This is a genomic window from Ammoniphilus sp. CFH 90114 (assembly GCF_004123195.1).
GTDB lineage: Bacteria > Bacillota > Bacilli > Aneurinibacillales > RAOX-1 > YIM-78166.
Genome location: NZ_SDLI01000017.1, coordinates 37086 through 63079, shown reverse-complemented (window position 1 = coordinate 63079; position 25994 = coordinate 37086). Strand labels below are relative to the sequence as shown.

Below are 25994 nucleotides of genomic sequence, written 5' to 3'. Positions count from 1 at the left end.
CTTCGATGCAGGGGTATTAAGCTATACCGCGAGTGTAGATCATGCTGTTACAAGTGTGGATGTTACGGCGACTGTGGCGGATGCCGATGCCACGGTGTGGATTGACGGTGCAGAGGCAACAAGCGGACAAGCGTCGAATGTGACATTGAGTGTGGGGGAAAACGTCCTGAATGTTGTAGTAACAGCTCAGGATGACACGAAGAAAACTTACACTATCACGATCACAAGAGCTCCGTCCTCGAACGCAGATTTAAGCAACTTGACACTCAGCCAAGGGACCTTGGCACCAGCCTTCGATGCAGGGGTACTAACCTATTCGGCAAGTGTGGGTAATGCTGTTACAGACGTAGATGTTACAGCGACCATAGCAGATGCCAATGCAAAGCTGCAGATTGATGGTAAGGAGGCAACCAGTGGCCTTGCGTCTAATGTTTCATTAAATGTAGGCGAAAATCTTATCTCCATTGAGGTAACAGCCCAAGACGGCACATCGAAGACCTACACGGTTACGGTCACGCGAGCTCCGTCTTCAAACGCAGATTTAAGCAACCTGACACTCAGCCAAGGGACCTTAACACCAGCCTTCGATGCCGGAACATTAGTCTATAACGCAATTGTCGAATATGCTGTTACGAACGTGGATGTCACAGCGACAGCAGCAGATGCGAATGCAACGCTGCGGATCAATGGAACGGATAGAAATACGCTAAATATTCCACTGTCGGTTGGACCGAATCCTTCCGTCTCCATTCAAGTTACAGCGCAAGACGGAACGACGAAAGCTTATACCGTTACTGTGACGAGAAATCCTTTGCCGATTTCCGATCTGGTGGCGACTAAAGGAAATGGCGAAGTACAATTCGCTTTTAGTGCACTGACAGATGCAACTCAAGTGGAACTCGAACAATCAACGGATGGAACAACCTGGACACCGGCGACAACCGATGCCCTAGGTTCAGGGTCGACGTCGGCTAAGGTCACAGGACTGATCAACGGGACGAAGTATTACTTCCGTTTAGTCGTAACAGGGGGTGACCGAGAAGGGTACTCCAACGTGGTGTCAGCCATACCGAATGCGGCTCCAATGGCCGCGAATGACTACTATAACACCCGCTGGAACGTTCCTTTACGGATCGAAGCTTCCGGTCTTCTGAAGAATGATCAAGATGCCGACGGGCATGACCTTGTCGTCGAGAAAATCAGTGAAACCGTTCATGGTACCGTCTACGTCGAAGCAGCAGGATCTTTTATGTATTATCCTCACGAAGGCTTCCGTGGAGCGGATCAGTTTACGTACCGTGCTTATGATGGGTTTGACTATTCCAATGAGGCTACCGTAAGTTTGTTTGTTTACGATGCGTTAACTATGGATCAAGTCAGCGGAAAGCCCGGGAAAAAGGTAGTGGTTCCTGTCCGGTTAACCAGTGCAGGAGATTTAGCAGGACTTCAATTTGATGTGAGCTATGACAGCAGATATCTATCCCTGTCAACGGTTCAAGCAGGAAACTTGTTAACAGGAATTGGCTCTTCTACCGTTCAACAAGATGTGTATGGATCCTTTGACTATCATTCCTTAAGTAATGGAGATCTTCGGGTAATCGTGGCCAATCTGGGGAATGTAACCATTGGAGAAGAAGCGGGGATTCTGGTCAACGTCGAGTTTGATATCCAGAAAGCGGCTTTTACGTTGCCAGATGGATATCAGATAGACCTAAAACTGAATGGTTACGTGATGACGAACAACCGGGGTCAAGAGCTGACCGAACACTTTACCTCCGTTGATGGTGGGGTGAAGCTCGACATCGATAAGATAGCACCTACAATCACGTATACCTACACTGGTCATGCGACGGAGCGATCGGTTCAAGTGGACGTCACTCCGGATGGAACGGGATCGGACATCGCAAGGTTAAAAGTGGAAAAAGGGATTCAATCCGCCTCTTATTTTGAAACAAAAGGGACTGACATCCTAGAGGAGATGGCCTTCGATATTACCGAGAACACCACTTATACCATTTATGCCCAGGATGAAGCAGGCAATGAATCGGTACAGCTGATACATGTCATGGGTGATGTGGACTTCACCCGCATAGTGGATGTGACCGACTGGTTAGAATTAATTAACTATGTGCTGGAACGCGAAACACCTAGCGCAGCTCAACACATGCTGGCTGACATGAATCGGGATGAGACCTTGAATGTGGTTGATCCTGTACTCCTAGCGAATGTGATTATGGCTGGCGGGTACGATGAATACTTGAAGAGATAGAGAAGAAACCCTTGTAGTCCTTTAGACTACAAGGGTTTTCTTTTTTCTTACAAATCATTCACTTTCTTCTCCAACTCCTGTTCCTTCTTCCTCAACACGCGACCCAGAATCTTCCGCACTCGACCGGGCAAGAAGGAGAGGTCCTCCGCATTCATTCCGCCTAGAAGCAGGAGCAAGCCAAAGTAGACAGGGAATCCGACTAAAGCTGTAGCGAGACATATCAATCCGTATCTTACGAACACAGGCCAATCGATTGTAATCCATGCTTCCAGTCCCATATAAATGGGCCAGACGGATGCAACCAAAGCGACAGAAGACCAGAGAAATCCTCTCCATCGTTCCGATAGGATCTGCAAGGGAACCAGCTGTTGGATGGCCCGCAGATTCAAAAAGAGGATGATCAAAAAGCTGATCGTGGTCGCGAGGATGACGCCATAGATCCCGATCCAAGGAGCCAGCACGATGTTAAGCAATCCCTTGACAACAATCGCGGCAAACACATGCCACATCGGTAAGGTCGTCTTGCCCAACCCTTGAAGGATCGCCATCGAGGTCATCATCAGCATCTGAAAGATGCTCCCGAAGCACAACGCCGCCACGACCCATGAGCCTTCGATATCCCCGAACAAAAACCCATTCACGGCAAACGCCGCAGCAGTCAAATACAAGGCCAAAGGAGCACCGGTCAGCAAGGTTAACCGGAGGGAAAGCGAGCCCATCTGGCTAACTTGCTTCAGATCCTTATTCGAGTAGGCGGATGCCACTGCGGGCAGAACAGCCGAACTCAGAGCAATGGCTAAAATTGGAGGGATTGCTGCCAGGGCTTGCGCACGTCCAACTAAGATCCCAAGCGTGGCTTTCGCTTCCTCGAATCCCATCGAAGGCTTTAATAAGGAAATGACCGTAGACGAATCGATAAAGTAGATGAAAGGAATCGCCGTGGAAGCCAAGCTGATCGGAATGGCGGTTTTCAGCAACTTCCGGTAAATTTGGTTACGCGACAACGTTTCGTATTTCGCTTGTGCCCTTTGTTCTTCCTCGCGCTTTTGCTTCGTTTTATAAGTAAAATAAATCATCACCGCGATCGCCCCGAAACTTCCCGCCACCGCCCCGAAAGAGGCGCCAGCCACCGCGACTTCCCGCGAGAAACCGACCGATAATAAGTATAAAGGCAGAATCACGGCGACTCCAACACGAAGAAACTGCTCGGAAATCTGCGATAATCCCGTAGGGGACATAAACTGCAGGCCTTGAAAGTAGCCTCTCATGATCGAGATGAGAGGGAACAAGAGCAAGGCGGGAGCAATCGCTCGGATGGCCAGAATTGCCTCGGGGTCATGACTAATATGAATCGCATAAAAGGGAGCGGCTGCGTAGAGAAGAACGGCTGCTGCCACTCCGGCGAAGATCGAGAAGGTTCGCGACGCCTGATACGTCTGCTGGGCTTCATGAAATTGACCTAGAGCATGATACTCCGCAATCTGCTTGCTCAAGGCACTGGGAATGCCAACCGTGGCGATGATCAACAGGATTCCATAAATGTTATAAGCAATGCCATAGGTCGCCATGCCTTCATCCTCTAGGATCCGCTGCAACGGAATGCGCTGGGCGACGCCCATGACACGAGTAATTAAGGCGGCTATGGTTAATATAATCGTTCCTCGAATGAGGGCGTTTTTGGACATAAGTTTCCCCGTCTTTCATCAATCTGTTGTAAAGATGACTTATTATATCATAACCCTTATAAGCTACAATCTAGTACCTTCTGTATGCTACAATGAACGAAAACATGACAGAAGAAGAGGTTGGTGCAGTCCGTGGGTTGGATACGAAAAACAGCACTTATCGTCCTCTTGACCATCTTGGTCGGAGGACTTACTTATTTGATTCAGAAGGAATACGGGGAATACGTTTATCTGAAAGAACATACGGTGATCTCGATTTTGAATGACGAAGAGATGCCGGACTTATCCATCATGATGTTGAACGCGGATTTTCAATTGAAGGAACAAAAGGATCAGCGAGTAAAGGAGGACAAGCCTCAGCTTGAACGTGAGGTTAAAGCCTGGAATGTCAGGCGTGGGGACCTCCACCTAGGCCAGCTTTCGTATGAAGGGATGAGGTTGAAGACGACAGGGGATTACTATTACTTTCTTCGATATGAACCCATGGCCTCCTACGATCAGCCGATCCAACTGCAAGCTTCTATTGCCTCTACCGCTAACCAAGTGACGGAGCGCCATCTAATATATCCGCCTGTCCCTGAGCCGCTTTCTCCTTACTCGATCGGGAACAGTACGTGGACGGAGCCGACCTTGCTTGCCAATGAAGGGGGGCTACCGAAGCATAGCCTTTATTTCGATGGAGAGGACTTCAGCTTCCATGCCAATATGGTGAACATCTATGAGCCCTTAGGCAACGGCGTGCGAAAAGAGCATTATGAAGACGCTAGTCCCTTCTATTACAAGTCAACCGAGACGGCCAAGCAGCTTACCATCCCACTCCCTCATCTGGAAGGAAAACAAGTCGAGCAGTGGGGAGTGGTCGGAAGAGAGGGCATGTTTAAATGGGAGGATGAAGGGCAACGTGAGCTCATGACTCGAGCGAATCTGGATCGAGTGCGGAAGTGGACCCCAGGCGGGGTTCAGTATATCCCTGATCCATCCTATGTTCCCTATGAAGACTGGAGCTTCTGGGTCGTTCCAGCGCAGCATGTGGGGAGCAAGTTTCTTCTTTATGGAGACGACCGATTCTCGGAGAACTTTGCCATCATGTCCTTAGAAGGAGCGCTCCATACCCAGAATGAACAAGGCTTCTGGTATACGGAGCCGAAGTCCTCGTGGCTCGAGCAAGATTATGGGATAAGCGAAGGCTTCTATGACACTCGCTTTAGCACGGATGCCGCGTGGTTTCTACTCGATGGTTATCGGAAATTTGGGGATCTAGCTTACTTAGAAGCTGCGGAACGGTATGCGGCCTTTTTCCTAGAATTTGCTGAGACTCACCATGACCGTACGAGGAGCGGCGGGTATCTTGTCTATGACTACCGACAAGGGCAGTTTGATGGCCAGATCTTAAAGACACATGTCTCTCTCAACCACTTAGTAGCGGAGATGAATTTTCTCTATGAACTCTATCTGGATACCAAGCAAGAAGCCTACGCCGAGATGGCCGAGAAGCTGCACACCGCGGTCATCGACACCACCGAGCGGTGGGTCAAGCCGGAAGATGGGGATCTGTGGTATGCCTATATGCCAGATGGCAGCTATGGAATGAAGGATTATATGCATTTAACCTTGAAGGATTTGCGATATAGCCAAGAGTTATTTAAACGACTAAATAAAAATCCAGACCCTCAGTTTCAATACTTGATCGATGTAAAAGAACGCTACCTGACGAAGATGGGTCATCCGCTTTATGATTGGGAGGATCTGATGTTCCGGTTGAAGGATCGGTAGACCCGCTTTAGCGGAGTGAGGGACTGACCCTTGTCACAAGGTAAAGCGTGACTAGTTAAGCGGAGGATTTTCCGTTATTTTTCAAATTGAAGGAAATGAGGGCACATTAGGCGGAGATTGTTCCGCTAACAAGTGAAAATCCTCATTTTCTTTGCGGTTTGGGCCAATAACGGAAATCTTTCCTGTTATTTTCCGCTCAACGACCTCATTTTTAAGAATAGAGGAATTTTCTCCGCTTATCTCCCTGCCTTCCTCCTCACCGACTTAGGAAATCTGTAATTTTAAATTCCAGAATAAACCAAACTGTTTTATAATATAGAAGATTAGGTAGATATGCCTAAGCTTCCTAATCTGTACAGAAAGGGGGAATGATTTCATGTGCTTCACAATTTTTGGTGGAAAGGGATGATAGACAAGTTGTTATATCCGGGATATAAAAGGATATTCTGCGTATTGTTGCTCCTGTTTTCAAATCTCTTATTTGGTTTAAGTCCAATGGTTGTTAGTGCTACAGGTTTAGATATAGCTGATAAGATTTTTACTATTAATACAACAAACATCACTCAGGGTATTGGTTTGCCGGGCGGGAAGCTGGCTTTGGTTCATGGCGATGATCTGGAGATTTACAGTGCTGAAGGAGAAAAAGTATCTACGATAGCCAATCTAAGTTCTTATCGTAGTCCTAAGGCAAGCGGCGGAGCAGATCAGTTTAGGCTGAAGGTTTTGAATGATGGCAATCTACTCATTCATTGGTATTCATCTTCGATTAATCAAGCTATTAAAGATGCTTACTTTACCATTATTAGTCAAGATGGCCAGGTTGTGAAAGCTCCTACCATGATCAATAGCGATGCAGGAAGTTTAAATCGTTTCACAGCGGCGGCCCAACTTTCTAATGGTGATCTTGCTTTTGTTTGGGCGACAAGTGGGACGAATTATGCGCTTCGTATCTTTGACTCAGGAGGAACGGCCCGAGGAAATCAATTAAGTATTGTAAACGATTCGATGGGTGTATACGATATCGACATTGCGGCCAATGATAATGGGACCTTTATGGTCGTCTATAACCGCTATACAGCCGGGCAGTATAAAGGAATCTTGTTTCATAATAACGGAGGCGTGAAGAAGTCCGAATTCAGCATTTCGGATGTTTATAAGAGTGGAGCTGCACAAAATTATGTCGCTAGTCTTGCAAATGGAAACTTCCTAGTCGCCTATAAAGCGGAACCGGGCGATTATACTACTCGTGAATCCCGACTGGCTATTTTTACACCCGACGGAACGCGTACTCTAGAGAAGATTGTCAAAGTCATTGGAAACACGAGCATTGTGGTACCCCTCGGAATAGCTGACGGAGGATTTATCATACCGAGATATAATGAAGAAGAGGATTGGGCGGTGCTTGCGACTCGTTTTGATAATGATGGGAACTTACTAGAAGTTGATAAACGGGTGACTGACGCGTGGCCGGATGAAGTGGCTAGTATATGGCCTGTCCTGGTTACCGGCTATGAAGGGGGATTAGCCACCGTTAATGCGATCCGGACCGGAACGATGGAAGTTCGTTTATTCAATTTCGGAGGAACCCCACCTAAGGTGAATCGTCCATCCGTAACGAATGCGACTACAGCGGAAGATACCTTAACGACAAGCGGATTAGTGATTACGCCAGATGTCGCGGATACAACATCAGTCAAGTTCTTTAAGATTACGGAAATTACAGGCGGAACACTCTTAAAGAATGATGGAGTTACCCCTGTTCTTTCTGATAGCTTTATCACCGTGAACGAGGGTGCTGCCGGATTGAAGTTTATGCCTGCAGCCGATGCGAATACTCCTGCGGGGGGAATCTTCTCGTTTAAGGTGCAAGCGTCATTGGATGCGACGGGTCAGGGATTAAGTGACGCCTCGGAAGCGAGTATTACGGTATCTGAGGTGAACGATGCGCCTATGGCTCAGGATAATAATCTAGCAGCCATAGCGGAAAATGCAGCGGGAGCGTCCTTTACAATCGAAGACCTTTTAAGCAATGATAGCGCAGGTCCGATCAATGAAAGTGGCCAGACGCTCACGCTGATCTCGGTTGCCAATCCTTTAGGAGGCGAAGCAAGAATAGAGGGAACACGGGTTTATTTTACCCCTACACCCTATTATGCGGGTCCCGCGAGCTTCGAGTATACGGTACAGGATAACGGGACAACGAATGGAGCGCCAGACCTCAAAACGGCTACGGCAGTAGGTAGATTTAATATTACGGCCTTACCGAATGATCCACCATCAGGATCAGTTGTCATTAATAACGGAGCGGCGGCTACGAGTTCTGTAGATGTAACGCTCTCGATTACGGCAACGGATCCACAGAACCATCCGATGGAGATGCGTCTCTCCAACGACGGGACTTCCTGGGGTGAGTGGGAGTCACACGCTGATGCCAAAGATTGGACCCTGAGCTCAGGAGAAGGGGTAAAGACGGTTTATGTGGAGCTGCGTGACATCAAGGGAGCCATTTCACCTTCCATTTCCGACACCATCATTCTAGACACTAATGCACCGATCGTGGAAGGGGTAAGGTACGGGGAAGTTACGAACTCGGATTTGGTCATTACATTTAACGAGGGAACAGCTCAGCTGAATGAAATGCCATTTAGCAGTGGAGACACGGTGAGCACAGAAGGAAACCATACATTGGTTGTAACCGATGAGGCAGGGAATACAACGACGGTCCATTTCACCATAGATAAAACGGTCCCAGTTGGATCTTTACTCATTAACAACGGTGAACCTGAAACTTTCTCTTCTCTAGTGAATCTCACCATCACAGGGACAGATGACGGCGGCACCGTCGAGATGAGGCTGTCGAACGACAGTACGAATTGGAGCGACTGGGAGCCCGTAACAACTGAGAAGAGCTGGACGCTCTCCAGTGGATACGGGGTGAAAACGGTGGATATGGAGCTCCGAGATCAAGCAGGGAATATAACCCCTGTATCGGATACGATCAAAGTGGTAGCGGATGCCAATCTAAGTGGACTTGAGTTAACAGATGTTGATCTCGATCCTGGCTTTGATCCTGCCATAGTAGCCTACACCGCCAGCGTACCGCATGCCATAGACGAGGTAGCGGTGACGGCGACGACAGCAGATCCCAACGCAATCCTCCGGATTAATGGCTCGGATGCGGTGAGTAGAGTAGCGTTTCCTGTGTCGTTGAACGTAGGGGACAATGAAATTACGGTTGAGGTAACGGGTCAAGATGGAATCCCAAAACCGTACACGATTGAAGTGCACCGGCTAGATCTCGTAAACACCCTAACCGTACTAACAACCTCGGAAGAGGGGGCGAATGCGGGCGAGACGATCAACCTTCATGTTAAGGTGAGTCCAACGGAAGGGACTTCTGTTCCGACGGGAAATGTTACATTGAAGGAGGGAACGAATACCGTTGCGATTCTCTCGTTAGATGAGCAAGGAGAAGCCGTTTATACGACGTCTCTCTTATCCATCGGCTCTCACACCTTGACAGCGGAATATCATGGAGATGTGGTTCATCGAGCAAGTATTTCGGATGCAGTAGAACAAAGGATCTACTCCGTCTTGGAAGCCTATCAGGTAACGGCGCGTACAGGGGAAACGGTGGAAGTGCCGATTCTTCTCAGTACATCTGGTGATGTAGCCGGTCTGCAATTTGATCTTCTGTTTGACTCGAGTTTGTTGGAGTTTAAGAGCTTGGCTCAAGGCTCGTTAATGGATTCTCGTATCCGAGCAGACTTTCATTCCATAAGGGAGGGTCAACTCCGCGTCATTGTGGCCAATCTCGAGAATGCCCAGATTCCTAGCGGCACGGGCCAGCTCATGACATTAAACTTTGACGTAAGCCCATCGGCCCTGGTCGATGATCGAAGCGAGTTGAAGTTTGCGGATCCTGAATTTGTTGACCAGCATGGGAATACTCTGTCGGCTGATTTCCGGGTGAAGGATGGTTCGGTTACCGTCATTGATGATTTAGCACCGGAGATTACGCTCACGGCTTCTGAGCTCAACGCGACCAACCAACCGGTGACAGTGACGGCTCAGGTTTATGGTACAGGAAGCGCGGTTCCTATGAAAAAGTGGGCAAAAGGAAACCTAGCTATCGAGGATTTTGCTTCCATTGGCGTGGTCTTAGAGGGTGATACCTTTGAGGTGTATGAGAATGGAACCTACACGGTGTTTGCGAGGGATGCGGCAGGAAATGTTGCCGTCAGGTCGATCCAGATTACGAATATCGATGTAGAAAGTCCTTCTATTTCGGTCCAGAGCTTAACTCAAAGCCCTAATGATAAAGACGCTTCTATTCTGGTCGAGCTGAATCTAGATGGAACGGGAACGGCCATCGTAGAGCGAAAAGCAAGCGCGGGCTTACTTTCTAAGCAGGAAGTAATAACGATGGGTGAAAGCTTCACGGATTCGATTGTCATCACCGAAAATCGTCCCTACACCCTGTATGTGCGGGATGCAGCAGGGAATGAAACGGTTCAAGCGTTTTTCTTTATGGGAGACTCGAACTTCGATCAGTTCACGGACGTGACAGATTGGATCAATCTCATTAATTTCATACTGGAAAGAGAAGTTCCGACAGCCGCTGAAAAGCTGGTTTCCGATATGAATTCGGATGGTCTCTTGAGTGTAATGGATCCTGTCGTGCTAGCCAACATTATTATAAATGGCTACACGGGCGCCAATCAGACCCCGACGATCGAGCAGCCTATTGAGCATCAGGTGGTAAAGGTAGGAGAAGGTCCACGCACCCTTCCTCTTGCTCCTGTATTTAGGGACCCTGACGGAGATCTGCTGCACTTCTTTGCTCAGTCCACCGAAGAGACCTCGGTTCGGGTTGTACAGGATGCGTTGGATCCGCAGCTCGTGATCGTTCCGATGAAAGCGGGCCAATCGACGGTGACCGTGAAGGCGACAGACGGAAGAGGAGGAACGAGAACGCACACCTTTACGACTCTTGTGGAGAGCCCAGACGTTGTTCTTCCGCCACCTTCTTGTCCTGCTCCCGTGATCGGGCAGCGACTAGATGATCAAGTCCTCTATCTAGAGGGTGGAGCCGTGAGACTTCATATTCAACAGGTGTTTGAAGAACCAGCGAGTGTGACCTTAAGTGTTTACTCCAGCGATACCAAACTGGTGGAGGCCACCCTCGAAGGGATGGAAGTTATTCTTCATCCGAAAGGGGTAGGGGTGACGACGGTGTCGCTTCAAGCGGAAAACCCACAAGGGAAAAAGGCGGAGTTGAGTTTTACCGTAACCGTTCAAGCCTCCCCAGATAGCGAGAATCTTCCGCCTGTGGTAGCGAAGGTGATTCCCGGGCAGCAATTGGTGCTCGAGGAGGGGGCTGTGATCACGATCGACTTAGGCGAGGTCTTCGTCGATCCGAATCAAGATCCTTTGAGCTTTACCGTGACACCTTTAGATGAGGGAGTGGGTTCAGTGATCTTGGAAGGTAGTCAATTGACTCTCACACCTCTTATGGTAGGCAGCACGATAATGGAAATCGAAGCAAACGATGGAAAAGGCGGCACAGCTTTGACCTCCTTTAGTGTAACGGTGGTTCCCTGAGGCTGCACCAGACGAATCATAAAAGGATGATATGGAGACTGTTTTCCCGAAAGGAAAATAGTCTTTTTTTTTGTGTGGAAAAGGTAGAGAGAGGGCGGAGGGGGATCCGTAAGCGGAGAAAGTTCCGTTATTTTCTGATATGAGGGAAAAAAGAGCGAATGAGGCGGAGAAAGTTCCGTTAACAAGCAAAAATTGCCCCTTTCCTTGGCGTTTAGGGCAAATAGCGGAAATCTTTCCGCTTATGCTCCGCCCAACGCCCTCACTTTTGGAAATAGGGGAAATTTCTCCGCTTATTTTTTGGGGGAAAGGACCGGACTTTATTCCTATTATTCTAAAAAGAAACCTGTCCAATTTTTTCTAAACCAGATATAATTCTAATATTGCTACTTTTTATAAATATGACAAAAAACCTTTGGGAGAGAAGAGCCGAATGAATAAGAGAGTAGTCTCAACCTTAGTCCTTTCTTCACTGATGGCCTCGATTCTATTATTCGAGCCGACTAGTTCTTATGCTTTAGTAGAGAAGAAAGTTTTGAAGAATGAGAGAGGGGAAATTCACAATCTAGTGGGGGATCTTGGTTCTTTGCGTGGGGTGAACCCACAGGAGAGGGCATTGGATGCGCTCAGCAAGGTAAAAGGGACCTATGGCATCAAAGATGTGGCGAAGGAGTTCAAGGTGAAAAAGATGCCTGAACCCAAGGCGGGTGTAACGGGGAAGAAGAGCTTAACGAAGTCACTAACCCATCATACGCGTCTGGATCGTGTCATGAACGGTGTTCCTGTCTATGGAGAGCAATTAATTGTACATGAAAAGAATGGGCGCCTATCCGGTGTAACGGGAAAGTACAAACCATTGGTTGTGAATGCAACTAAAGCGACCCTATCAAATGAAGCGGCAGAGCAGAAAGCGCTAGAATACACGGGGTATCAAGGGGAGCTGGCGGTTCCTATCACAAGTGAGTTAACTTACCTGCCTCAAGGTGACCAGGCGATTTTAACGTATAAGGTTAACGTCTGTTACCTAGGGGGCAACACGCCTGGGGATTGGATCATTTTTGTCTCAGCTGTGGATGGGTCCATTGTTAATGCCTTCAATTCAGCAGCGGAAGCTATCGGGATTGGAACAGGCGCCGACCTGGAGGCCAAATGGATTAACACGGTGAAAAAGGGAAATGAGTTTTATCTTGAGGATCGCACCAAAATGATGGCGCTGCAGGGTGGAACGATTAACACCTATACCTACAGCAATGGAACCACTTCCCAAGCCTATGTTGTGGACACTGACAACGTATGGGACGATGAGTTGCAACGGGCTGCTGTAGATGCCCACTATAACGCTTCCATTGTCTATGATTTTTATTTAAATGAGCTTGGCCGCAACTCCTATGATGATATGGGGGCACCCATTATATCAAATGTTCATTACTCGAAAGACTATAACAATGCTTTTTGGAGCGGTGGCATAGGGCAAATGGTCTATGGAGATGGGGACGGAGAGTTGATGACCTCGCTCTCCGGCGCACTCGATGTGGTTGCACATGAAATCACCCATGCGGTTATACAGTATACCGCTGATCTGATTTATCAGGATCAATCCGGGGCATTGAATGAATCCTGGGCGGATGCTCTAGGTACGGCGATTGAAAACGAAAATTGGCTGCTAGGCGAAGAGATCTGGACACCTGGGATTGAAGGGGATGCTCTACGTTACATGGATGACCCGGAATTGGGGGATCAACCGGGCCATATGGATCAATATGTTGTCACGCATTTAGACAATGGGGGCGTCCATATTAATTCCGGTATTCCAAACAAGGCGTTCTATCATTTTGCAGAGGCCATAGGGTCTCGCGTGGAGGCAGGGAAGGTATGGTACTTGGCGCTCCGTGACTATATGACACCGAATACCGACTTTTCAGGTGCTCGGGCAGCCACGCTATTGGCTTGCGAAGAGCTGTATGGAAAAGGATCAGATGCCTATCAATCTCTCCAAACCGCTTGGACGAATGTAGGGATAGAATAGGAGGGGTTCGCTTGAAAACATGGAATCGTATGCTGGCTGTATCCCTTGCAGCCTTAACGGCGTTTAGTCCTCTCTCGCAACCGATGCAAGCGGATGCTTCAGGTCATGCTGCGGCATGGGCAGAGGAATCCATTCAAGAGATGCAGCAACGGGGAATCATGAAGGGCGATGCCAAGGGGCAATTTCGTCCTCTGGACCATTTGACTCGCCAAGAGTTTGCAGCGATCATAGCGAATGCGCTGAATGTTAACTTGACCGACGAGACTCTTACGTCTCCCTTTGTGGATGTCATGCAAGGAAGCTGGGCTGAGAAGCCGATCGCTGCCCTTGACAAGCTGGGAATCCTTCAAGGAGACGGCAAAGGGCACTACCGTCCGAACGATCCGATTACACGCGAGGAGATCGCGGTTCTTTTAGCTCGAGCAGCCGGGGTGAAGCCAGCTGGAGGAGCTGGTTCAGACCTTGCTTTTACCGATCAACAGCAAATTAGCCCTTGGGCTCGTGAAGCCGTACAGTTCTGGAGTCAAGCGGGAGTGATCCAAGGAGACGGCCAGCAGTTCGGCCCGAAGCGCCATGCTCTCCGTCAGGAAATTGCGGTGATGCTTTCTAAAGCCCTTCCTTTTTTCCAAGCTCACACCGCCACCGTGGACCGTATGGAAGATGGAAAGGTCATCATCGATGGAAAAAGCTATCAAGTCACCGAGTCCTTAGCTCCTTTGTTTACATCGGGGAATCAATCGATTCTTGAAGGGGCCAAGATGCGATTCGTTGCTGTTGATCAAACCATCTCTAAGATTACGTATCTGGAATTGACACAAAGTGGTCAGGTGCCGCAGCTTGGACAAGCTGAATTCAGCGGAAACAGGGTATTGGACGCAGGTCATGTAACGCTTGATGGGGATCTCAGCATTCAAGGGGATTTTATTTCAGTAAAAAATGTAAACGTTCAAGGCAATCTTGAGATTCAAAAGAGCGTGCAGCATGATTTTTATGCTTCGAACCTGAAGGTCATGGGGCAAACCGTGATTAACGGCGGAGACAGCCATACGGTGGTGTTTGAAGATTCGAAACTAGGTCAGGTGGAAATCAACAAACCGCAAGTTCGTGTAGCACCGAGAGGACAAACCACGGTCGGCGACCTGTCCGTCAACGTGAATGCTGCGATCACAGCCGACAGCCAGATTACGCTTCCTAAGCTGACGGTGCAAGAGGGGGTTCAGCAGCTAGAGCTTCATGCCAATATTGGGGTTCTTGAAGTACGGGGCCAGCAGCAGACCCAGCTTTCTGGATCAGGACAGATCAAGCAGTTGAACGTCATGGGAAGCGGCAACCTCGTCCTTAACAATACAGGAACGATTGAACAGATCCAAGTGGCGGATACCAGGTCGAAGCTGACGTTAAACACTGGACTTACGGTAAACAATCTTCGGTTACCCGAGGGAACGAAAACAGCGGACGCTGTGACCAACTATGCTAGAGTAAAAGACAATATTAAGAGCACCAATGGCACTAGTCCTCCTCCCACTGGTGGAGGCGGCGGAGGTGGTGGCGGAGGATCTACCAATTATGCTCCTCAATCCAAAACGATCCCAGTTCAAACACTAGGGCTAAGCAGCCAGCCGATCACCTTCGAAGCGAGTGATCTAGCAACAGACGCGAACGGAGACACTCTCGTGTTGGTTGCCGATTCTATTAAAATGGATAAACAAGGAATCGTAGAAGCAATCATAGAGCAAAATGGCTTAGTCCTTAAGCCGAAGGGCTTAGGTGAAGTGGTGGTCAAGGCTCTCGTTTCAGATGGCAAGCTGGAGAAGGAGATTTCGATCTCTGTACAGGTCACCCAAGCGGAAGAATTGCAGGCAACCGTTTTATCTGGCGGCTCGTTCGCGGTAGGGAAGGCCACTCACCCGCTTGTAATTGAAGTGGAGAAACTGGATGTCTTTGGTCAGAAGGTAACAGACCTCGATCTTTCGGGTTTGTCGATTCTTAACGGAACCACGAAGCTGACCAAGGGTTATAGCTTGGACGAGACAACGAACGAAGTTCAATTCTCGGTGTCTTACCTGAACATGCTAAGCGAAGGAGAGCATACCCTCACCCTACGTTTAGGGACGAGTCAAACCTCCTTCACCCTGCAGGTACTGCCTGCGCACCAGCATGCTCCAGTGGCGAAATCCCAGCCGAAGCAGCGGCTGCTCTTGGGTCATCCCGCAGGATCCTATGAGCCATCCGACTTAGCATCTGATGAGGATGGAGATGCCTTGCACTTCGTTGCAGGCTCACTCACCTCGAGTGACGAGGACATTGTCGAAGCGCAGTTAGAAGCCGGTTCCTTGCACGTAACGTCGAAGTCCCTAGGGGAAACGACGTTATCCTTACGGGTTTCCGATGGACATGCGGAAGTGCAAGTAGAACTCCCGATCCAGGTCGTGCAATCGCAAGCCCTGCTCGTCCATCCTTTCTATGGGAATCGCTTTGCGGTACAGGAATCAGGGATTGAGGCCTTCTTTACCTTAAGTTTGATTAATGAGTTCGGACAACAGGCCGCTGTAACCGATTATAGCCAAATCCAGATTAGCAACGGATCTTCCTTCTTGCAAATGGACAGAGACTACACCGTCGTGCAGCAAACCTATGGATTAGCGCTGGAGTCTTCCTTCCTGAATCAATTGTCGGCAGGGGAGACCGTCTTATCTGTCACGTACCATGATGTAACTGGGGAATTGCCGTTGATCGTTCAGTCCGAGTCAATGTTTTCTCAGGCCGTTGAAGCTGTCAACGCAGCCACTTCTATGGAGGATACACGAGCAGCGCTGGAGTCGCCTGCCTTGCGTCTTGCCCTCGTACCGTATCAATCGATTACGGACAGCCAACGGAATATCGTGGCTCAAGCTGTTCTGGTAGGAAAAGAAACCGGATACCTTTCTCGTTGGGCTATTCAGGATGCGGTAGATCTTGCTATTACACAGATTCAATGGGATGGAGACGAAGTCAGTGCCATTCGGGCTGTGAACCAGGCCCAAACTGTCCAGGAGATGCTGGATGCCATCAAGTCTCCTTACCTGCAACTGGATAACCCTGATTACTCTTATCTAGAAGAGTATGAGCGCGAGATTGTGGCTCAGTATTTATTGGAACAGCGTGGAACAGGCTACAGCAGTCGTGAGGCGATCCAAGAAGCCTTCGATTTGATCATCGCCATGATTTTGGAAGACTGGTATGCCCTCATGGATGATATTAGAGCCACGGAGATTGGCTTTGCTGAAGGAGACTATGACCAGCATGTAACCAAGGACATTGTGCTTCCTACAGAAGGGGCCATTCATGGTTCTACCATTACTTGGACATCTGATCGCCCTGAGGTGATTACAGCGGAGGGGCATGTGTTCTTGCCTAGTGAGGATACGGAGGTCATTCTCTCTGCGCTGTTTACAAATCGATATGAAAAATATGAGCTGTATTTCCCCCTTCTTGTCAAAGCCTTTCAAAAGGGTATTATAGCTACACCGTTCCAAGGGCGTCAGCTCTTAGAAGGGTCAGCCGCTACGGAAACGCTTATTTATGTTGAGCAATACGATCAGGATCATCGCAACGTGGAGGATCCGGTGTTGACCGATTTCACCCTCAGGAATGACTCTTCGTTGTTGAGACGTGACATCGATTATACCACCGATGAAGCGATGAACGAGTTTGCCTTGCAGATGTCTTACCTTAATGCGCTACCTGTGGGAATGCATGTGGTTTATATCGAAGACGGCTATTCTACAGACGCTGTGACGTTAGACATATTGCCAATGGAGGAGAGCGTTGCGGCAGCCGTCTACGCCGTGAATGAGGCAGCGGATATAGCCAGCCTCCGCCTCGCCATCGAGTCAGAGGACCTTGCCTTGCAGCTGATCCCGTATTACTCTCTATCCGACGCCCAGCAGCAATCGGTTGCTCAGGCGGTCTATAGCAGCAGGGGAACGGAAGTGTGGAATCGATGGATGATTCAAGACCTCGTCGATATGGCGGTAAGGGGAATCTATGGAAACGGGAGTGAAGCTAGCGCAGTGAAAGCTGTCAATGAAGCAACGACGGTGCCTGAGATGCTTGGGGCCATCAAGTCTCCTTACCTGCATCTAGATCATGAGTATTATTCAGCCATGGAAGACTATGAGCTTGAGATCATCGGACAATACCTCATCGAACATAAGCCATACCATGACCGGGATCATATCCAATCGACCTTTGCCTTAATCATCGACATGATCGTCGAGGATTGGTATGCGATTTTGGATGATGCCTATTCTTTAGAGATTGGTTTTACACCAGGAGATTCTGCCGAAAGCGTTACGGGTGATGTCTACTTACCATCGATCGGAAGCATACACGGAGCAAAAATCACGTGGACAAGCGACCAATCGGATATTATCGGTCTGGATGGGCATGTCACCCGACCTGTGGCGGATACGGTCGTGAGCTTAACCGCTTATTTAACCAATCGCTATGAAAAATACATGCGTGAATTTAAGTTGCTCGTAAAGGGAACCGAACCGAGTGGAGATTCTACGCTTCCTGACATGCAACAACCGATTACGGATCTTCAAACGGCAAGGAATCGATTTACCTCAACAAGTGAGTAACGAAAGGAAGAGGCGGTCCCTAAGGGGCAGCCTCTTCCTTGTGAAGTGATCGGACATACGATCCGCTATCCGGGCCACAAAGTGGGATTTTGACGTTCTAGCGGACATGGGGTCCTTTATTTGAAAGGATGAGGCTACTTTTTGATGTAAATCGAGGAAGTAGAGGATTCTATGTCCTTTAGCCTGATCAAGAAGGTAGTTTTGGACGAAACAAGGTACCGTATGTCCGTCTATGGAGAAGAACGGGGTCTGACCTCTTTGCTTATAGTCATCTCTACTTTTCTCTTCTCCCCAACCTCTCATAGCTCAATTTGGAAGGTTTTGCTATGATAAAGAGAGTCCCTTTGACAGAAAAGAAGAGGGAAGCTCGTCTGTTGTGTCAAGGGGAATAGATCGATTTGTAAGGAGAGAAACAGTATGCTAAACGCTTATAACAGTGGGTTGATATATCGCTTTTTATTTGTATCCTTCTTTCTCTTTTTTCTACCATTCGCTCATCATGCGTCGGTGCTAGCATCCACCGTTTCGGTCACGAGTGTCAAGATTACTCCGGATACCGTCCCGCTGCTAGAAGAGGGGAAGACGGTAGAGCTAAAGGCGATAGTATCCCCTCCAGAGGCCAATTCAGCGGTCAAATGGACGTCGACGAATCCAGCAGTCGCCAAGGTGGACTCGGAGGGCGTGGTAACCCCGATTACAGCAGGAACTACGACGATCATCGTCAGCACGGTGGAGGGCGGAAAAACCGATTTTCGCGAAATTAAAGTCTATGGACCCGTTAAGGATCTAGAACTAAGTCCTCCCACGTTGAATCTGACTTCTGGGGGACCGACGGGTACGCTTACCGCTGCGGTTAAACCGGCCAATGCCACCAATCAACAGGTCAACTGGGTCAGCACGAATAGAGCGGTAGCCGACGTGGATCAGAAGGGGGTAGTCACGCCCTTCAAGGCAGGCAAGACCATGATTATAGCCACCACTGCCGAGGGTGGAATTACCAAAACGAGTGAAGTAACCGTGACAGGAGTCGCGGTGGAACGGATCGAGTTAAACCGAACCAGCCTGAGCACCTTTCTGAACAGTGGCACAACCACCTTAACAGCAACAGTCACCCCTGCAGATGCAACGAATCGCTCCGTAACCTGGTCTACCAGTGATGCGGCTGTAGCACGAGTGAACAATGGTGTCATCACCCCTGTGGCTCCAGGCAGAGCGACGATCACGGCGACTACAGACAGTGGGAGAAAGACCGCGACTTGTGAAGTGACCGTTCTTTCTCATTCAGGACAAGCCAGTGGATTGAAGGTGAGACGAACCGGAACCTCTAGAGTAGAGCTCACCTGGAGCGGCACGTCAGGAGACACCTACGTGGAGATTAGGCGTGGAAACTCCAAGGAAGATGACGAGTGGACGCGCGATCGAAGTGCTTCGTTTAGCGGTCTTTCCTATGATACAAGGTATGATGTCTATATCAACGATCGATATGTGGATGACTTCCGGATACGAGATTTGGTCGGGAATGTGAATGTGCAGAACTTCAGGGTAAACCCGCTAAGCAGTACGAAAGTCGAATTAACCTGGACGGGAACATCGGGAACGGTGTATGTGGAGCTCACCGACGGGAGCAGAGACGATGTAGAAGAGTATAGCAGTACGTCCAATCGCGCGATCACCTTTAGCGGACTCTCTCCGAATACCACTTACAATGTGTATATTGAAGGCGTGTACGTGGATCGGTTCAAGCTGTCTCAGGACATCCGAGATTTCAAGGTCAAATCCAAAACTGAATCGACGGCCGAATTTACCTGGCAAGGGTCTACCGGAACGGTCCGTGTTGAGCTCCGAGATGCGAGCAACCGAACCCTTTTTGAAAAGTCAACGTCAGGACAATCCATTTCCTTCTCCGGCTTAACGGATAACACCGAATACCGGGTCTATGTAGATGGGACGTACATCCAAGCGATCCGTACCGACTTGAAGGACAAGGTGACGAACTTCTCGGTAAGGAAGGATCTCACGAAGAGATCCGTTCTGCTTCAATGGAGAGGAACCACTGGTACCGTGGAAGTCGTGTTGAAAACGGGAAATCAAATCGTCAAAACCACGCCATCCAGTAATTTTCAAGCGTCATTCACGAATTTGGTGCCGAACCAAGACTACGCCGTGTATATCAATGACCGCTATATGGAGAATTTCTCCTTGATCTTATCGGATACCCAAGCCCATTGGGCAAAAGCAGCCATCAATCGACTCTTCGAGAACGGCATCGTGTCAGGATACGAGAACGGAACGTTTCTCCCTGAAAAAACCGTGAATCGAGAAGAATTCGTCACCATGCTGGTCAAAGCCAAAGGATACACGCTGCAAGCTGGACAGGGAACGTTTAACGACATCCCAACCTATTACTGGGCAGCTTCCTTTATCCAAACCGCGATCGCACAAGGCATCATCGTCCCAAGTGAATTTGGATCGAACTTTCAACCTCGAAAACCAATTACCAGAGAGGAAATGGCCGTCATGATCGCTCGAGCGATGAAGCTGACAGGAGACGCAAGCGCGCTCTCCTTTAGCGACCAGAACCAGATCAAGAATAAAACACTCATTGGAGCCGTCGTCCAATCCCAAATCATTACCGGCTACCCGGATCAGACCTTCCGACCGAACGGCGTATTGAACCGGGCAGAGGCAGCGACGGTGATTAATAAGATTTATTAGTAGACTTAAAAGGAGAAAGGGGGGAGAATGGGGTCAGACTCCATTCTTTTAAAAGGTAGGAAAGCTAGCTTGCTGTTGAGTAAAAAGCCGGGGTCAGACTCCCACGAATTTTTTGGGGTCTGACCTCTTTGATTTGGGGAGAATGGGGGCACACCCCATTCTTATAATTGAAAAATCTTAGCCTGCTGTTGGATAAAAAAACAGGCCAGCCTTAACCATATAGGATGACTCAAAGGGGTCTGACCCCTTTGCTTATAGTCACCTCGTCTTATCTCCTAAAAAAAACAGGGGTCTGACTCCCCATCCGGTTCGGTTATGGCGGGTCTGACCCCTGTTTTCATTTTTGTTTAATTCAGACCCTATAATTCTAGTAATAGAAACATATCCCGCTGGCTTCCTTAGTTCAATCGCCAGCACCTTTAACCACAATTTACCTAACCTGTGCCTATTGTCCTAGAACCGGATAATTTTGCTGGTATACTTTGGTTCTATTCGTTATAATGTTTTTGTTGTCAAAAATAGTAAAATCTGTGTTGAAAAACTAAGTTAATCGCGGATAATTAGCGAAAAATGTCGAACACAATAGTTACTTTTTAGGACTATCCTATGGTATATTGATATCGTTCCATGAAATACCTCGTAGGGAATCTAGGAGGAAAGTAGTGTATAATGTCCATTCCTGTCGTATAATGTAAGTAATCAATGAGAATACATAGAAAATACTCGATATGAAGGAGATACTAATGGAAGAAACAACGATTGATTTAAGAGAGATAGTAGAAATCATAAAGAAACGTTTTGTCATCATTATTTTGGTAACCTTAATGGCGACCGTGACGAGTGGACTAGTCAGTTTCTTTGTGATTACACCCATTTATGAAGCATCCACCCAGCTGCTTGTCAATAAGAAAGAAAGCCAGAGTGAGATGTTGGTTCCGAACTTTAGTGATATCCAATCCAATTTGAAATTAATCGAAACTTATAATGTCATTATTAAGAGCCCAAGAGTGTTGGAAAAAGCGATTGAGAACATGGGTCTTGAGATGACCGCGGGTCAGCTTAGCAATAAGATCAAGGTCAACGCGGTACAAAATTCACAGGTCATGTCGATTACGGTCAGTGATCCTGATCCGGAGAAGGCGATACTGATAGCCAATGGCATAGCCAGTACCTTCCAAACCGAAATCCAAACCATTATGAACGTCGACAATGTCCAGATCTTGGCCGAAGCCAAGTCTCAGGAAACCTATAGCCCTGTCAAGCCTAAACCCTTCCTGAATATGGTGATTGCATTTGTGGTTGGTTTAATGACAGCGGTTGGAATTGTGTTTTTACTAGAGTACCTCGATAACACCCTAAAGAGTGAACAAGACATCGAACGCATCCTTGGCTTATCGGTATTAGGAAGCATTGCGACCATGGATGAGCTAGAAGAGGAGCGGGACAGAGGAGCCGCTGAAGCCAAGGTAGGAGGGAAGCAACTCCATGTTTAAGAAGAAGCCACTTCAAAGTCAAAAGCGAAATCTCATTACAATGGAGAAGCCGAAGTCTCCGATCTCGGAAGCCTATAAGACGCTACGAACCAATATTCAATTTGCCGGGATTGATCGCGAGTTGAAGACCATAATGGTCACGAGTACCGGTCCATCGGAAGGGAAATCCACCACCGTAGCGAACCTGGCAGTCGTGATGGCTCAATCCGAGAAGCGGACTCTCTTAATTGATGCCGACTTGCGTAAACCCACGGTTCACCATACGTTTGACCTGGCGAATCGTCAAGGGTTGACCACCTATTTAGCGGGACAAGATCGACTAGAAGATGTCATTCAAGCGACCGAAGCACCGAATCTGGATGTGATGAGCTCGGGTCCGATTCCGCCGAATCCAGCCGAGATGCTGAATTCTAAGGTCATGACTAGACTCCTAGAGGAGTTAAGTGTCCAGTATGATCAGATCCTCATTGATACACCACCGTTAATCGCGGTAGCCGATGCTCAGATCCTGGCTTCCAAAGTGGACGGTGTGATCCTCGTCGTGAATTCGGGTATGACCAACCGCGAGATTGCGGTGAAGGCCAAACAACAGCTTGAAAATGCGAAAGCCAATATCCTTGGGGTTGTTCTGAACAACAAGCAGATCAAAGGGGACAGCTACTATTACTATTATTATGGAGCGAAGAAGTAGAGGGTTGATCTCTACTCTCCTCCTTAAATAGATTTCCCATTATATTGAATATATAGGAATCTATTGAAACTTTCGTTTAACTGTGATATTTTCTAGACAATAGGACTTATGTTCTAGGAGGAAAGTCTATGATTGATGTTCATTCCCACATCCTGTTCGGCTTGGATGATGGAGCCCAGAATCCGGAAGATATGATGGCGATGGCCAAACAAGCCGTTGCTGATGGGATTACGACCGTGGTGGCGACACCTCACCATCTGGATCATGTGTATACGAATCCGCCGGAGAAGATCATCCAGCGACTTGAAGAAGCGAATGCCTTACTAAAAGAGCACCAGATTCCTCTAACCCTTCTTCCTGGAATGGAGATTCATGTGTACGGAGAAGTGCCGGAAGATTTAAAGAATAATCAATTGCTTAGCTTCAATGACCAGCATCGACATATTCTTTTAGAATTGCCTCATGACCATGTACCTAGATATCTGGAGAAGCTCATCTTCCAGATTCAACTGGCTGGATACATACCGATCATTCCACATCCGGAACGCAATAAGGAAATGAGAGAAAACCCGAATCTACTCTATCGATTGGTCAAGCAAGGAGCCTTATCTCAGCTTACCGCTGCTAGTGTAACCGGGAAGTTCGGAAAGAAGATTCAGAAGAGTTGCTTTGATATGATAAACCATCATTTAGTGCACTTCATTGCTTCGGATGCCCACAATACCGGAAGTCGGGGTGTCATCTTAAGTGAAGCCTATGAAACGGTGAAAGCGAAGTTCGGCCAAGAATATGTAGACTGGTTTCAGGATTCCGCGAAGAAGATCATCACAGGTAAAGAGTGTCAGGTTCATACCCCGGAAAAGATCAGGAAGAAGTTCTTAGGATTATTTTAGATGCTTGCTGAAGCAAGTGAGGTAATGTCTACTATCCTTTATCGATGTAGGCACTCGGCTGCGCTGTGGGAGAAGATCTCCTTAGACCTGACTGGTCGGTGGTGTGGTGTGAGGGCGGGTTCGATGCCCGATATTCTTTAATATTTATCTTTTAAAGGTAAAGACAAGTTGTGAAAGTGCTTTCTTGATTGTTTAATATACAACATATATAAGGATGAAGCAAGTCAGAGAGCTCCATGCCAAGTTTCACGAGGATGGATTTTCTTCCCAAGAGAGTAAAGGTTACTCCTTTTGGAAGAGGATTTATCCTTTTTACTTTTGTGAAATATTATACAAATAATACATAATTATCTAAAAACAGACATAAAACACCCAGTGAGGAGGCAGGTTGCCTTGACCTACCAAAAGCGGTTACTAACGTTGATCTTGATTGATTCGATCATCGTCCTCAGCTCGATCTATGTGAGCCATTATATCCTGGTGCCAAAAGAGAGGCCGGGGCTCGTGATTGCCGTCAGTTCTTTGGTCTTATTTTTCAGTCATCATTATTTTGCTAGTCGCTACAAGTTATATAAGCGTGTATGGAAGTATGCGAGTGTGGGGGAGCTGATATCCGTCTTTAAGGGTGTTACGTTTTCCATTTTGATTGCGCTCCTTGTACAATTTGCTCTCGTTCAAGAGTTGTACTATCGGGCCATGATCATCACTTGGATGATGCATATCATCTTCATCGGTGGCGTTCGTTTTTCTTGGAGATTGTATCGAGATAGTCATGTGTCCAAAGTGGATAACAGTCACAAAAAGAGAGCTCTGATCGTCGGAGCCGGTGCAGCGGGGACGATGATCGCCAGACAGCTGAAGCAAAATCCGAACGCCGAGCTTTATCCGGTCGCTTTTATAGATGATGACCCTACCAAACATAAACTTGAGATCTTGGGTCTACCAGTCATGGGTGGACGGGAACAGATCGAAACCGTAGTGAAAGAGTTGGAAGTCGATAATATCATCATTGCCATTCCTTCTTTAAATAAAAAAGAATTGAATCTGATCGTGGGGGAAGCCAATAAAACCCGCGCCAAAACCCAAATTGTTCCGATGATTGAAGACCTTATGACCGGGAAAGTCGCTGTGAGTGATTTCCGGGATGTCCAGGTCGAAGATTTACTTGGAAGAGAACCCGTGCAGCTCGATTCAGATTCGATAGCTGAATACCTCACCGGGAATGTTATCCTCGTTACCGGAGCCGGGGGATCCATTGGATCTGAGGTCTGTCGTCAGGTATCGAAATTCAAACCGAGAACCTTAATTTTGCTTGGACATGGAGAAAACAGCATTCATTCCATTGAATTGGAGTTAAAGGCCAATAACGTCAACGACGTAGAATACATAACCGAAATTGCCGATGTCCAAGATCGAGAAAAGATGTTTCACATCATGGGGAAACACCAGCCTCATGTCGTATTTCATGCCGCTGCGCATAAGCACGTTCCGCTAATGGAGCGTAATCCGGAAGAAGCTGTGAAGAACAACATCATCGGAACGAAAAATGTCGCGGATGCCGCGGATGTACATCACGTTGAAACCTTTGTCATGATCTCCACGGATAAAGCCGTGAACCCGACCAATGTCATGGGTTCGACGAAACGATTGGCCGAGATGATTATTCAGGATCTCGATAAACGAAGTGATACGCGTTTTGTCGCCGTAAGATTCGGGAATGTATTAGGCAGTCGAGGAAGCGTCATTCCGTTGTTTAAAGAACAAATCAAAAAAGGCGGACCAGTCACCGTCACCGATCCCGAGATGAAGCGCTACTTCATGACCATCCCGGAAGCCTCTCGACTCGTTCTCCAAGCCGGGGCTCTCGCCGAAGGCGGAGAGATCTTCGTATTGGATATGGGCGAGCCCGTGAAAATCGTCGATTTGGCCAGAAATTTAATTCGTCTATCCGGTTATACCGAGGATGAGATTCCCATTCACTTTAGCGGGATTCGTCCAGGCGAGAAGCTGTTTGAAGAACTATTGAATGAAAACGAAGTCCATGATCATCAGGTGTATCCGAAGATCTATATTGGAAAGACTTCAAACTTATATATTCATGAAATTTATGAGATCATTGAGAATGTCGATATGGATACCCAAGTGTTGAGGAAACGATTATTGGACTTAGCAAATAATCGAGTGGAAGCCAAGAAGTTAGTTTCCCTAGCGAAATAAAGAGAT

11 protein-coding genes are annotated in these 25994 nt (G+C 47.9%); 10 read left to right on the top strand and 1 reads right to left on the bottom strand.

What is annotated here, in order from left to right:
- On the top strand, positions 1–2269 hold a 2269-nt coding region (locus tag EIZ39_RS23495), incomplete at its 5' end, for a cadherin-like beta sandwich domain-containing protein (RefSeq protein ID WP_164985281.1).
- 47 nt (positions 2270–2316) lie between these two features.
- On the opposite strand, the gene EIZ39_RS23490 is transcribed toward EIZ39_RS23495, so the two are convergent.
- Positions 2317–3954 carry a putative polysaccharide biosynthesis protein gene (locus EIZ39_RS23490; protein ID WP_129203499.1) on the bottom strand — a complete coding sequence of 546 codons (1638 nt, stop codon included), beginning with the start codon at positions 3952–3954 and terminating at the stop codon, positions 2317–2319.
- Positions 3955–4086: 132 nt separating this feature from the next.
- Between EIZ39_RS23490 and EIZ39_RS23485 the strand changes: the two genes are divergently transcribed.
- The 9 genes from EIZ39_RS23485 (at position 4087) to EIZ39_RS23445 (ending at position 25988) form a co-directional block, all read left to right on the top strand.
- Entirely contained in the window at positions 4087–5727 is a 1641-nt protein-coding gene (locus EIZ39_RS23485) for a hypothetical protein (protein ID WP_129203497.1), read from the top strand.
- A 405-nt stretch (positions 5728–6132) separates the two neighbouring features.
- Entirely contained in the window at positions 6133–11331 is a 5199-nt protein-coding gene (locus tag EIZ39_RS23480) for a cadherin-like beta sandwich domain-containing protein (protein ID WP_129203495.1), read from the top strand.
- A gap of 430 nt (positions 11332–11761) precedes the next feature.
- Positions 11762–13354, top strand: coding sequence for a M4 family metallopeptidase (locus EIZ39_RS23475; RefSeq protein WP_129203493.1), 1593 nt, complete (start codon positions 11762–11764; stop codon positions 13352–13354).
- An 11-nt stretch (positions 13355–13365) separates the two neighbouring features.
- Positions 13366–17979 (top strand): S-layer homology domain-containing protein, encoded by a 4614-nt coding sequence (locus tag EIZ39_RS23470; RefSeq protein WP_129203491.1) that lies wholly within the window; start codon positions 13366–13368, stop codon positions 17977–17979.
- Between the two features lie 417 nt (positions 17980–18396).
- Entirely contained in the window at positions 18397–20694 is a 2298-nt protein-coding gene (locus tag EIZ39_RS23465) for an S-layer homology domain-containing protein (protein WP_129203489.1), read from the top strand.
- 743 nt (positions 20695–21437) lie between these two features.
- Positions 21438–22187 (top strand): YveK family protein, encoded by a 750-nt coding sequence (locus EIZ39_RS23460; RefSeq protein ID WP_129203487.1) that lies wholly within the window; start codon positions 21438–21440, stop codon positions 22185–22187.
- Positions 22180–22878 (top strand): CpsD/CapB family tyrosine-protein kinase, encoded by a 699-nt coding sequence (locus tag EIZ39_RS23455; protein WP_129203485.1) that lies wholly within the window; start codon positions 22180–22182, stop codon positions 22876–22878. The genes EIZ39_RS23460 and EIZ39_RS23455 overlap by 8 nt, the downstream gene beginning before the upstream one ends.
- A gap of 128 nt (positions 22879–23006) precedes the next feature.
- The gene (locus EIZ39_RS23450) at positions 23007–23771 is read left to right on the top strand and encodes a tyrosine-protein phosphatase (RefSeq protein WP_129203483.1); all 765 of its coding nucleotides are present in this window, start codon (positions 23007–23009) and stop codon (positions 23769–23771) included.
- Positions 23772–24164: 393 nt separating this feature from the next.
- Entirely contained in the window at positions 24165–25988 is a 1824-nt protein-coding gene (locus tag EIZ39_RS23445; RefSeq protein ID WP_129203482.1) for a polysaccharide biosynthesis protein, read from the top strand.
- The last annotated feature ends 6 nt before the right edge of the window (positions 25989–25994 follow it).